Origin of the sequence: Mucilaginibacter mali, from assembly GCF_013283875.1 — a bacterium.
GTDB classification, from domain to species: domain Bacteria; phylum Bacteroidota; class Bacteroidia; order Sphingobacteriales; family Sphingobacteriaceae; genus Mucilaginibacter; species Mucilaginibacter mali.
Window position 1 is genome coordinate 3,882,590 of the sequence record NZ_CP054139.1, and the last position, 12,117, is coordinate 3,894,706.

The following is a 12,117-nucleotide window of genomic DNA, read 5'->3' on the forward strand; positions in this document are numbered from 1 at the left end:
GAAATGACTAATGACTAATTGGTTCGGATAGCTTCTACAGGGTCGAGTTTTGAGGCGAACCAGGCTGGTATAATGCCTGATATAATGCCGATGCTTACTGATATACTAATTCCAAGGATCATGTTGCTGACATCGAGGACGATCTGCACATCAGCCGCGGCCTTAACCCCTATGGTGAGCAGGTAAACCATACCTAAACCTATCAGGCCGCCCAGCAAGCAAAGTATAATTGCTTCAATTAAAAACTGCAGCATGATAAAGTAGTTCTTTGCGCCCAGTGATTTTTGGATACCAATGATATTGGTACGCTCCTTAACCGATACGAACATGATATTGGCAATACCGAAGCCACCTACCAATATGGAAAAACCACCGATGATCCACCCGGCTACGTTGATAAAACCGAATAACTGATCCAACCCATTTGAAAGGATAGTAGCTTTATTAAGCGCGAAGTTATCTTCTTCGCCGGGGCGCAGCATGCGGATAGAGCGCATCAGGCCCTTCAATTCGCTTTCCACCTCGCCTTCGGTGATGCCGTTTTTGCCTTTTACCACTACCTGGGCGTTGTAACGGTCGCTTTGTATATCAATAACGTTGCGGGCGTAGTTAACCGGCATCAGGATCTGCTGGTCGTTGGTCATACCGATCATGCTATCACCCTCTTTGGCAAACACGCCGATAATGGTTACATAGCGCCCCATCACCTTTATACGCTTTCCTATCGGGTCTTCGTAAGGGAATAACCCTGTGGCTACATCGGCACCTACTAAAACCACCGGGGACCCCGCGCGCGATTCGGTCTCTGTAAAGTAACGCCCGGCCTGCAGATCGAAGACGCGGGTAAGATAATAATCGTGGCTGGCAGCGCTGATGCGGGCATTCTCCACAAAATTACTTTTATATTTTACGGTGCGGTTATCGATATAGATCTGGTAGGTTACACCAAGGGCGGTCTGTGAGCGGTCGCTTAGCTTTTGGTAATCGCGTAGATTAGGGCTGGGGCGCTGCAGGTATTTCCACCAGGGCGAGTCGCCATCCATCATCCACGGAAATTTTTGAATATAGATACTATTGCTACCCAACTTGTTTACGCTGGTTTGCAGGTTGTTACGCAGCGTATCTACCGCCGAAAAAACGAAGATAATTACAAAAATACCGATGGTTACCCCCAACAGGGATAACATGGTGCGCAACTTATTCTGACGCAGCGCGTCGAACGCGAATATGAAGCTTTCCCTAAAGAGTTTTAAAAATATCATGCCGTGTTTAAATTAGACACACAGTAGCCCCTTTGGTTACAGCTTTTGTAAATTTTATTTAATATGACCTAATTGCCACACAAACACGGGGTTTATCCGTTTAATATTACTAAAAAATTTATACATTTGCCCGCTAAAATTTTATTTAAATAATAAACAATGAAATTATCTCAATTTAAATTCAACTTGCCCGAATCGCTGATAGCGCATACCCCGGCTGCAGCGCGTGACGAAGCCCGTTTAATGGTTCTGCACAAGGATTCAGGTAAAATTGAGCATAAAATATTCAGGGATGTTTTGGATTATTTCGACGATAAAGACGTAATGATCCTGAATAACACCAAGGTTTTCCCGGCCCGTATGTACGGTAACAAAGAGAAAACCGGCGCCACCATCGAAGTTTTCCTGCTGCGCGAGCTGAACAAAGAACTGCGCCTGTGGGACGTTTTGGTTGACCCGGCCCGTAAAATACGCGTTGGTAACAAATTATATTTTGGTGATGACGACCTGCTGATCGCTGAAGTGGTAGACAACACTACATCGCGCGGCCGTACTATCCGCTTTTTGTTTGACGGTACCGACGAGGAGTTCCGCCGCAACATCGAGATCCTGGGCGAAACCCCGCTGCCAAAATATATCAAACGTAAAGCTACAGCCGAAGACAAAGAGCGCTACCAAACCATATTCGCTAAAAACGAAGGTGCCGTGGCTGCCCCAACCGCCGGCCTGCACTTTAGCCGCGAACTGATGAAACGCCTTGAACTGAAAGGTGTGGAGTTTGCCGAGGTTACCCTGCACGTAGGTTTAGGTACCTTCCGCCCGGTTGAAGTAGAGGATTTGACCAAGCACAAAATGGACTCAGAGCAGATCATTATCGAAGAGAAGCAGGCTAACATCGTTAACCGCGCTATCGAACGTAAAAAACGCATCTGTGCCGTTGGTACTACTTCTATGCGCGCTATCGAATCGGCGGTATCGGCTAACCGTACCCTTAAACCGGTAAACGACTGGACCAGCAAGTTCATCTTCCCTCCGTACGATTTCAGCATCGCCAACTCGATGATCACCAACTTCCACACGCCAGAATCGACCCTGTTAATGATGATCTGCGCGTTTGGCGGTTACGAACATGTAATGAATGCTTACGAGATAGCTATTAAAGAGAAATACCGTTTCTACAGCTATGGCGATGCCATGCTGATCATCTAATATTAGATTTGAGACGTTAGATTCGAGATGTGGGATTGGGAAACCGATCTCACATTTTTTGTTTATAACTAAACCACTTTTAAGGTTTTGATCCGTTGAAAATGTTTTTTGTTGAGGGTTGCTATTGGTAAACGTTCAACAAGGCACGTAGCGGCAATAAAGATATCCCTAAACTCAATCAACTTGTTCTCTGCTTTTAGTTGCAAAAAGATCTCCGCGGCTTTTACAGCGATATCTTCGGTGAAAGAAAGTATGGTTAGATTCTTTAACAATGTATCTATCTCGCTGCGTTTTACGGGAGTATTGGCGCCTAAATAAAGTTCATAAACTGAAACCGCCGATATAAAAAGGTCGCTATTGTCAGAGAGTTGATAAAATGTAGTTGAGCTTTTGTTTTTTGCCCGAAGGTGTTCAATAAAAATACTGGTATCGATTACCATTTTTCTGAACCTAAGTTTTGAAAATGATTTTTTGCGTCTTCAATCGGCTTTAAGTCATCGTCAGACCAAACAGATACTTCAAGTAAATTTTTCTTCAGATCAGATAATTTTTCAGTCTTTTCTTGTTTAAAAGATACCCCAAGCTCTTTCAGCAATTGCTTTACCAGTGCACTTTTATTTTCCGGGATATTGATCATTAACCGTTCCATATAACAAAAATACTAAATAATAAACTTCAAATTATTTAATACAGGTCAATTTAAATACCAGAATTTATAATTTAGCCATGTATGTCTCATATCTCAAATCCATCATCTCATATCTCCGCATACGCCATCATCGTCGCCGGTGGTTCCGGTTCCCGGATGCAGTCGGTAGTGCCTAAGCAATTCCTTCTGTTAAACGGCCGCCCGGTGCTGATGTATACCATTGAGGCTTTTGCAAGATCGGCCTACCAGCCGGAAATCATTGTGGTGATGCACCCCAATTACCACATCTACTGGCAGGAATTATGCGCCGAACATAGCTTTACCATTCCACATCAAATAATCAGCGGCGGCGATACCCGCTTTCATTCCGTAAAAAATGGTTTGGAGCTGGTAGCAGATGACAGTCTTGTTGCCGTGCAGGATGCCGTAAGGCCCATTACCAGTACCGAAATTATAGACAATGCCTATACCCAGGCTGCCGAATACGGCAACGCCGTAGTAGCCGTAAAAAGCCGCGACTCCATCCGCAGCCTTCGCAACGGTGTATCGCAAAGCTTGCTGCGCGATGAGATATACCTGGTACAAACCCCGCAAACTTTCAAGTCGGGTTTATTGAAGAAGGCCTACCTGCAGCCTTTTAACGATGGCTTTACCGATGATGCCAGCGTGGTAGAGAAAGACGGCCACATGATACATATTTGTGATGGTGATTATCAGAACATCAAGATCACTTTCCCGGAGGATATCGCGATTGCGGAATTGTTGCTGAAAAAACAACGTCATTCTGAGCGATAGCGAAGAATCCCCGGCCGTGCAATTACGCTCTGCTTATCGGGGATCCTTCGCTATCGCTCAGGATGACGATTGGATATGATGCTTCGCTTGCGCTCAGCATGACGGGTTAGTGTTACACCGCCCACTCCTTCTTCATCGCTCTGCCCAGCAAGGCATTGGCCTTATCGTTATCAAAGCGTTCCTTAGCTGGGTCCCATTTCAACGGTACGCCTAACTCGTAAGCTATGTTACCTATATTACATACCGTGGCGCTGCGGTGGCCGGTCTCAATGTCGGCTATCGGTTTGCTGCGTTTACGGATGGCATCAAGGAAATCTTTATAATGGTTATCGCTAAAATATACCCGCTTATCGTTACCGCCAATGGTTTTGGTGGCCAGGGACGCCGGGGTAGTTACCAGCTTTTGGCGCTGTATCTCTAATGTACCTTCGGTGCCGTTAAATTGGATGCTGTGTGGCTTGCCGAAGTTCTCGTGCGTCATTACGATACCATTGGCATAGGTATAGGTAAGGAACTGGTGATCGGCATCGGGCGGGTTTACCGATACGGGGCCGGTGCCGTCCATATCCAAGGCCCATTGCACAATGTCAAACATATGCGCGCCCCAGTCGGTCATATCGCCGCCACCTAAGCCTTTAAAATCGCGCCATTTGCCCCAGGCCGAGTCGCCTATCATGGGATCGAGCAGACGATTATAATGCACGTATTCGTTAGGACCAAGCCACAGGTTCCAGTCCAAACCTTCGGGCAAAGTTTCCTCGGGCAGATTATACGGCACCGGCGGACCGCCAATGCTCACTTTTACGTTTTTTATCTGCCCCAAATAACCGTTCCTGATCAACTCCACCGCCTGCCTGAACTCGCCCGATGAGCGCTGCATGCTGCCGGTTTGGAACACACGTTTGTATTTACGCACGGCATCGGCCATGGCCCGGCCTTCTTTCACGGTAAGCGATAAAGGTTTTTCACAGTAAATATCTTTTCCCGCAGCCGCAGCGCGTACTGCCACAGCGGCATGCCAGTGATCGGGCGTGGCAATTACCACGGCATCAATATCTTTTCGGTTCAGCAGTTCGGTAAAGTTGTTGTAACCCGTGCAGCCTTTATAGGTGCTTTGCTGCCCTGCATCGGCATAAAATTTATTGGTGATGTTGATAAAGTTATCCACCTTAGTTTTATATACATCGGCCACGGCTACCAGTTGCGCCTCATTTGTTTTCAAGAACGCACCTTGCAAGTACAAGCCCTGCCGCCCGGCACCTATCCATCCCATAGTGATCTTATCGCTTGGCGCCAAATAACCCACGCCGCCCAGCACATGCCTGGGTACAATAAAAAACGCTGACAAAGCGGCCGCGCTGCCCAAAAACTTACGGCGGCTGATGGCGCTGTTGCCCGCCTGGTCTTTTTCCTTTTCCATGTTAAGCCTTTAATTGTTGCTTGCAGTAATCTAAACATTTGCCAACCTCTACCAGGCTGTCGCCGCCCTTGTATTCGTACTCAATATGGGCAGGGATGGGATAATGCATATCGCGGATCAATCGCAATACCGGGCCTATCGGCGTATCGCCCTGGCCTAATGGCTGGTTCTCGCCCTGGTTCTTTTTACGGTCCTTCACGTGTATGCAGTAAATACGGTCGTGGTGTTGTTTGATGTAATCAATCGCGTCGAACCCGGCGGCGGTAAAGTGGCCGATATCCAGGTTAATACCAATATAATTTGAACAGCCAGCCATGCCCCTGGCAAAGCTATCAGGCGATGAAAGCTCGTTAGGGTTGTTCACGTTCGAGTGGCCGTGCATGCCTACCCTTATCTTGTACTTTTTCGCGTAAACATCCACCCGCTTCATTACGCTTACGGTGGCCGATGTGGTAATGGTATCGGTACCCAGATCGCGCGCTATACGGAATACCTGCTCTATCTCCTGTTCGCTAAAATTATCGCGGAAGCCATCGGTATAAGCCATAATGGTAATACCCGCCGCATCGAATTTGGCGCGAATGGCTTTCATTTCGTCGGTATGGTCTTTTGCCCGCCAGCCCTTCAAATCTGTTTTTGGCTGGATGTGGCCGTTCCACAACTCGCAGCTGCGGATGCCTAACTGGCCCATAATTTTGATGGCATCATCCAGCGTATGATCGCGGAAGCTATAGGTTTGCGCGCCCAATACAATGCCAATCTCGGCGGCTTGTTTGGCAGCCAGTGTACCTTTCAACACGGGCGGCACAGCCACCGCCATGCTTTTGCACGATGATAAAAACGAAGGGAGCATCAGCGCGCCCAAGCCGGTAAGCGCCAGGCCGGCCCATTCCCTGCGGGTATATTTATCTGTCATATTAGTAATTGGTTTATATTTTAAAGGTAATTTTTGTGAACGAATTTTTTGGTATCTGCACATTAAAATGTGTAGCATTTACACTATTTATTTTCACATCGTGCAGGGCCAGGCTGTCGCCGCCGTTATCATCGCCATTAAAGCCTGTGGCCGTGTAAGTTTTGGCCTTAAAACCATCCAGCGCCACCGATACGTTCATCATCTCTTTTGATTGCTCTTTATTGATGATATACACCCAGGCGGTTTTACCATCGGTACTTTTAACGGCCAGGTTGATCACATTTTGTACGCTGCCCGTGCTGCTTACCTTTTGCTGGCCCAGCACATTGGCGTATTGCGTAAACATCTGGTACATTTTGTTGGGCTTGTAGTTATCCTTTTGCTTCATCAGGGCACGGCTGCTCCAATCGGCCTGTTGCGGCCATGAGAGGGGCCAGAAACAGGCCATAAACAAGCCACTTTGGATATATTGCGTAAACTGTTCCGATGCCATCAGCGCGGCCTGTTCTTCGGTTGGCGGGGTATGGTCGGGGCCCTGTGGGCCGATATTCCATTCCAGCACTACCATTTTAATATTGGGGTAGCCGGCATCGGCAAATATCTTTTCAAAGATGCCGCGCTGCTCCGAATAAGGCGCAATGCCGCGGTGCTTCATCGCTCCCTCCTTTTGCCAGTTTTCGTAAGTGGCGTTCTTAAATTTCCAGTACATGTGCACATCCACCAAATCGATGTTTTTACCGGCTATAGCCAGCAATTGTTTAGTGTACATGGCGGTGTTGGGGTGCGTGTTTACGATGATCTTAATCGCCGGATCTATCTTGCGCATGGCATTGGCGTAGGTGTTTACCGATTCGGCGTACTGCTCAGCCGTAAAAGTAAAATTGGCATCGGGTTGATAGGGTTCATTATCCAGGTAATAGTATTTCACCTTTACGCCCGATGCGATGCAGTGCTTCATCAACCGGATGGCTTCATCAACACCCTCCTGCACCCGGTTATACTTCATGCCCGACCCCATATTAATACCCACCAGCGGTTCGGTATGCTGGGTTTTCACTACGCCCAGGTATTCATCGATATCCATAAAGGTCGACGGATCGGTATTTTTAGCAGGATTATAATCGGGCGACCAGCTGTCGCTCCAACCCTGCCCGGTCGGCTTTTCCCAATGGAATTTAGTAACCACCGTACCGCCGGGATAGCGCAGTTGCCGGGTACCGATAGCGCTTAACATTTCCGGCACCTTGCCTTTGCCGCTCTGCCAGGCGGCATCGCCCTCGTAGCAGTATACAATATTAAAACCCATGATATTCGGGCTAACTATGCCCTGTTCTTCGGCTGCGTTTATGTTGATGGTGCAATCGGGCGCATCGGCATGGTTGGTGATGAACGACAGGCTCAACGCGATAACAAGGCAGGCAGCGGGTTTTAAAATGGGTTTTAACATGTATCTATTTTATTTAGTGTCATCCTTCACACAGCGGAAGCCGAGGTTGTTGGACGCGCTGTTGACCTCGCCCTTGGCGCGGCTACCCGCACGGTAGCGGATGCAATACTGATCGCTACAGAGGAACGAGCCGCCCCGCTGCACACGTTTTACCGCGCCGGGTTCTTCGGGGTCGTAACTATCCGTTGGGCCCTGCGGGTTAACCGCCGGGCTGTGTTTATAATAATCGGGGCGGTAAAAATCGTGGCACCACTCCCATACGTTGCCGTCCATATCGTACAGGCCATAGCCATTGGCCGGGAAGCTTTTTACAGGGGCTACACCTTCATAGCCATCCTCTTTGGTGTTGGCATCAGGAAAATGGCCTTCAAAAATATTGGCCTGCCATTTGCCGCCAGGCTTCAACTCATCGCCCCAATAGTATTTGTGCGATCCTTTGCCGCCCTGCGCCGCGTACTCCCATTCGGCTTCGGTAGGCAGGCGCTTGCCGGCCCATTTGGCGTAGGCGGCGGCATCGGTATAACTGATATGCACCACCGGTTCATTCTGCTTACCGTTGATGTTACTTTGCGGCCCGAAAGGGTGTTTCCAGTTAGCCCCGTTCACATAGCGCCACCACTGCATCGGGTCATCCAGCGATACGGGTTGCGGCGTTGGCGTAAACACGCCCGATCCCGGCACCAGGTTCTCCTTCGGCACGCCGGGAAAATCCTTTGGGTCGATAGGGCGCTCGGCAATAGTGAGGTAGCCGGTAGCGTTCACAAATCGGGCAAATTCGGCATTGGTTACCTCGTGCTCATCCATCCAAAAGCTTTTAACCGTTACGGCGTGCACAGGTGCCGCGTCGGGAAAGGCAGGATCGTTTGAACCCATTTGAAATGTCCCTCCGGGGATGTGTATCATTTTTAATGGCACGGTATCCGCAGGTGCAGGCGTTGCCGCTGTTGTTGTAGCGGTAGCCGCGTTGCCGTTCTTCGCGGGTTGGTTACAAGCTGATGCCATTGCGATTAATGCCGATGCTAACAGGATGTGATGTTTTTTAATGAACATAGTTTTTTGTTGGATGCTAAATGGTTAACCATTCCAAAGGTCGCGTCGCGCGGACTCACCCCGACTACGCTTCGCTGGTCGACCCTCTCTCCGCTACGCGGAAAGAGGGCGGAAGCAATGCTGATAATCTGTCCCCTCTTTTGCCAAAGGCAAGAGAGGGTGGTCGAGCGAAGCAACGACCGGGTGAGTCTAAACTACCACGTCCCCTTGTATAAATGATCTTTTTTCTTCTCTAAGATAGGTTTTAAAGGGATTTGCAGACCATTAGTTTTAGCCATCCAGTCAAATAATTTATCATTTAGTTCCTTAGCCGTTTGCTGATATTGAGGATCGCGGATGAGATTGTTCACCTCGTAGGGGTCTTTTTGGATATCATACAACTGGTCGATATCCCAAACACCCCAGCTGCGGATAAACTTGTACCGGTCCGTCCGCACCGCGTATTGCGTTGGCGTTTGCGGGAAATTACTTTCCCAATAGTATTCGTAAAAAAACTCGCTGCGCCATGGCACATCCTTACCCTGCATCAGCGGATAGAACGACATGCCCTGCATTTGCTTCGGCTTTTTCACACCAGCCATTTCCAGTATTGTGGGGGCAATATCCACGTTCAACACCATTTGTTTGATCTTGGTGCCGGGTTTTATCAGCGCCGGGCAGCGGGCCAGCAGCGGCACCCGCATCGATTCTTCGTAGGCCTGCCGCTTATCGATCAGCCCGTGCTCACCAAAGGCAAAGCCGTTATCGCCCATGTATATCACCAGCGTTTCCTTATCCAGGCCGTTATCCTTTAAATATTGCAGCACCCGGCCAACGCTTTTATCAATGCCCAGCAAGGTTTCCAGGTAATCCACATAAAACTGGTCGAAGTCGGTAGCGCCATGGTACATGTAATCAACCCCATGCCAGCTGTAGCGCTGCGCGCGCACCCATGCGGGGATATCCTTATTATTAAAGGTATACTTGCTGCCATCGGCACGCACACCCCGGGTAAACTTCTTGCTGGTGGGGGTCTCCGTCATAAACATCGATACCGGGTACTGCACCTGGATATTTTTGTATTTGCCTTTATCTTCCTTAGATGGCATAAAATCGGCATGCACGGCTTTGTGCGACAGGTACATGAAGAAGGGTTTGCTTTTATCGCGCTTCTTCAGCCAATCAAGGCTCAGGTCGGTTAAAATATCGGTGATATAGGCGCTGTCCTTATACTTCACAATTTTACCGTCGATGTTTAATACCGGGTTATAGTAAACGCCCTGACCGTTAAAGCTTACCCATTTATTAAAGCCTGGCCGCGGATGGCCATCGCCCCCGCCCATATGCCACTTGCCGAAGAAGCTGGTTTGGTAACCCACCTTTTGCAAATATTGCGGGAAGTAAATGAGCGATACCGGCGCCGGCGATTCGTTATCTACTACCGTATGCGTATGCGCGTATTGCCCCGTAAGGATGGAAGCCCTGCTGGGCGAACACAGCGAGGTAGTAACAAAGGCGTTTTGAAAATGCGCGCCCTCATTGGCCAATCGGTCAAGGTTAGGCGTTTGCAGGCCGGGCACCTTTCCGGTGAAGCCCATAAAATCGTACCGGTGATCATCGGACAGGATATAGATGATATTGCGGGGCCTGGTGCCTGGGATGCGTTCAAAATTCTTTACATTATTTGGCGGCATTTGCGCAAAAGTCGGTTGGATACCGGCCGGCAAAAGTATCAGCAAAAGCGCCACACGTAGTTTCCCCGTAAAATTGATCTGTTTAAACATACGATAGCTGTTAACAATTGGCACCCGTAACCCGGCTTAACCATATATTTATATAGACACAGCAGACCTGTAGCCTTACCATATATCAGACCGCACAAATTGTAACATTTATGTTGCAGATAATTTTACTGGCGTGGAAATTCAGACATTGACCTGTAACTGACCATACGCCCCTTTAAATAGCCCATGCAGCCATCGGAAAAATTAAACGATATCCTTTTTTACACCCTGGAGAAAGCCATTAAAACCTACCGGCAGTTTGCCCAAAAAAACATTACTAAGGCCGGCTTTGATATCACTATTGACCAGTGGCTGGTTTTAAAAACACTGCAACAGCAACCCGGCATAGCCCAGCAGGAAATAGCGGCCATGGTGTTTAAGGATTTCGCCTCGGTTACACGAATTATTGAACTGCTGGTAACCAAGGGCTACCTGAACCGCAGCGCCCACGCTACGGACAAACGCCGGTCTAACCTGACGCTGACGGATAAAGGGAACACCATTATTAAAGATATCCAACCATTGATCATGTCGAACAGGAAAAGGGCGTTGGAAGGTATCAGTGGTGAAGAGTCGGATCTGTTAAATGGGGTATTAAACAAACTGACGGGCAATTGCCAGTCATCAGGCTAAATTACGCTTATTGCCAAAAATCAGCAGCAGGTATACTAACAGATCTTTTGATATCCTTGTGCGCAGGTTTTTAAGCGCCATTTGCAGCAGGTTGGATACCGTTTGCGCGCTGATGCCCATCACTTCGGATATTTCATCACGGCTCATCTCCTGGAAGAATTTAAGGTAAACCACCTCTTTTTGGCGTTTGGGCAGCTCCTCCATATTCTGGGCTATCGCCCGGGCGATGTTCCTGCCATATTCTTTTTCGATAATGCGGCTCTCTACCGATAGCTCCATATCAAACAGGTCGCTGCTATTCTCTACATCATCAAAACTCTGGAAACGGCTAACCGATTGGATCTTGCGGTGCAGCGCCCGACGTAGTGAGGCGGTCAAGTAGGCACGGGGATTAACATCATCGCTCAGGTTGGCGCGCTTTTCCCAAAAGCGGATGAAGAGTTCCTGTATGGTATCTTTCACCAATTCCTTATCATCGGTAAACTTGGTGCCGTAATTAACCAAATGCCTGAAATGCTGCGCGATCAATTGCTGAAACGCAACCTTGTCGCCCGCCAAAAACAACTTCCATAAATCGCAACCCTGCTGAAACATGACCAGGTATTATAGTAATTGGTTCATTAAATGTACAAACATTATAGATAACCGGCACAGGCTGTAATAAAAATTACTGTAACCGCATAGTCCTGTTCTTTTCAGCATATTAATTTCAATTAGGCAGATCGTTTTTAACAAACCATGATACAGGTTATATTATCAGAGGACGAAAACCGGTACAGATACCAGTTTTTTATCAATTATTTTTTGTTTTCCGTTGTGATGCAGGCAGCAAATACTCAATTGCGATTTTACGGAACCAACGTTACCGGGATGATAGCTGCATGTTAAGTAATTATTAGGAAATCATCCGGTGTTAAGTAAACGACAGATCAAGGCATCTGTATTTAAGTATTTTTTAAGCTTACCGGCTCAA

12 protein-coding genes are annotated in these 12,117 nt (G+C 48.1%); 3 read left to right on the top strand and 9 right to left on the bottom strand.

Annotated elements, in window-relative coordinates; genetic code table 11:
* Window positions 1–14: 14 nt before the first annotated feature.
* Window positions 15–1,262: an ABC transporter permease gene (locus HQ865_RS16115; protein WP_173415882.1), complete on the bottom strand. Its 1,248-nt coding sequence runs from the start codon at window positions 1,260–1,262 to the stop codon at window positions 15–17.
* Between the two features lie 159 nt (window positions 1,263–1,421).
* Here HQ865_RS16115 and queA point away from each other — a divergent pair, with 159 nt between their 5' ends.
* Window positions 1,422–2,471, top strand: coding sequence for a tRNA preQ1(34) S-adenosylmethionine ribosyltransferase-isomerase QueA (queA, locus tag HQ865_RS16120; RefSeq protein ID WP_173415883.1), 1,050 nt, complete (start codon window positions 1,422–1,424; stop codon window positions 2,469–2,471).
* A gap of 68 nt (window positions 2,472–2,539) precedes the next feature.
* Here queA and HQ865_RS16125 read toward each other — a convergent pair whose 3' ends face one another.
* Both HQ865_RS16125 and HQ865_RS16130 read right to left on the bottom strand, forming a co-directional pair.
* Window positions 2,540–2,911: a type II toxin-antitoxin system VapC family toxin gene (locus HQ865_RS16125; RefSeq protein ID WP_173415884.1), complete on the bottom strand. Its 372-nt coding sequence runs from the start codon at window positions 2,909–2,911 to the stop codon at window positions 2,540–2,542.
* Window positions 2,905–3,120: a hypothetical protein gene (locus HQ865_RS16130; protein ID WP_173415885.1), complete on the bottom strand. Its 216-nt coding sequence runs from the start codon at window positions 3,118–3,120 to the stop codon at window positions 2,905–2,907. Before HQ865_RS16130 ends, HQ865_RS16125 begins: the two co-directional genes overlap by 7 nt.
* An 81-nt stretch (window positions 3,121–3,201) precedes the next feature.
* Here HQ865_RS16130 and HQ865_RS16135 point away from each other — a divergent pair, with 81 nt between their 5' ends.
* On the top strand, window positions 3,202–3,915 hold the full coding sequence (locus HQ865_RS16135) for a 2-C-methyl-D-erythritol 4-phosphate cytidylyltransferase (protein WP_173415886.1): 714 nt from the start codon (window positions 3,202–3,204) through the stop codon (window positions 3,913–3,915).
* A 112-nt stretch (window positions 3,916–4,027) separates the two neighbouring features.
* On the opposite strand, the gene HQ865_RS16140 is transcribed toward HQ865_RS16135, so the two are convergent.
* From HQ865_RS16140 to HQ865_RS16160, 5 genes are all read right to left on the bottom strand, one after another.
* The gene (locus HQ865_RS16140; protein ID WP_173415887.1) at window positions 4,028–5,335 is read right to left on the bottom strand and encodes a Gfo/Idh/MocA family protein; all 1,308 of its coding nucleotides are present in this window, start codon (window positions 5,333–5,335) and stop codon (window positions 4,028–4,030) included.
* Window position 5,336: 1 nt separating this feature from the next.
* Window positions 5,337–6,251: a sugar phosphate isomerase/epimerase family protein gene (locus HQ865_RS16145; protein ID WP_173415888.1), complete on the bottom strand. Its 915-nt coding sequence runs from the start codon at window positions 6,249–6,251 to the stop codon at window positions 5,337–5,339.
* A 13-nt stretch (window positions 6,252–6,264) separates the two neighbouring features.
* A complete protein-coding gene (locus tag HQ865_RS16150) occupies window positions 6,265–7,698 on the bottom strand; it encodes a hypothetical protein (protein WP_173415889.1) in 1,434 nt (477 codons plus the stop codon).
* A gap of 9 nt (window positions 7,699–7,707) precedes the next feature.
* Complete coding sequence (locus HQ865_RS16155) at window positions 7,708–8,748, bottom strand: formylglycine-generating enzyme family protein (RefSeq protein ID WP_173415890.1); 1,041 nt, start codon at window positions 8,746–8,748, stop codon at window positions 7,708–7,710.
* A gap of 194 nt (window positions 8,749–8,942) precedes the next feature.
* The gene (locus tag HQ865_RS16160) at window positions 8,943–10,511 is read right to left on the bottom strand and encodes a sulfatase family protein (RefSeq protein ID WP_202020395.1); all 1,569 of its coding nucleotides are present in this window, start codon (window positions 10,509–10,511) and stop codon (window positions 8,943–8,945) included.
* Window positions 10,512–10,697: 186 nt separating this feature from the next.
* Between HQ865_RS16160 and HQ865_RS16165 the strand changes: the two genes are divergently transcribed.
* Window positions 10,698–11,144: a MarR family winged helix-turn-helix transcriptional regulator gene (locus tag HQ865_RS16165; protein ID WP_173415891.1), complete on the top strand. Its 447-nt coding sequence runs from the start codon at window positions 10,698–10,700 to the stop codon at window positions 11,142–11,144.
* Here HQ865_RS16165 and HQ865_RS16170 read toward each other — a convergent pair.
* Window positions 11,136–11,738: an RNA polymerase sigma factor gene (locus HQ865_RS16170; protein ID WP_173415892.1), complete on the bottom strand. Its 603-nt coding sequence runs from the start codon at window positions 11,736–11,738 to the stop codon at window positions 11,136–11,138. The two genes, HQ865_RS16165 and HQ865_RS16170, sit on opposite strands and share 9 nt — an antisense overlap.
* Between the last annotated feature and the right edge of the window lie 379 nt (window positions 11,739–12,117).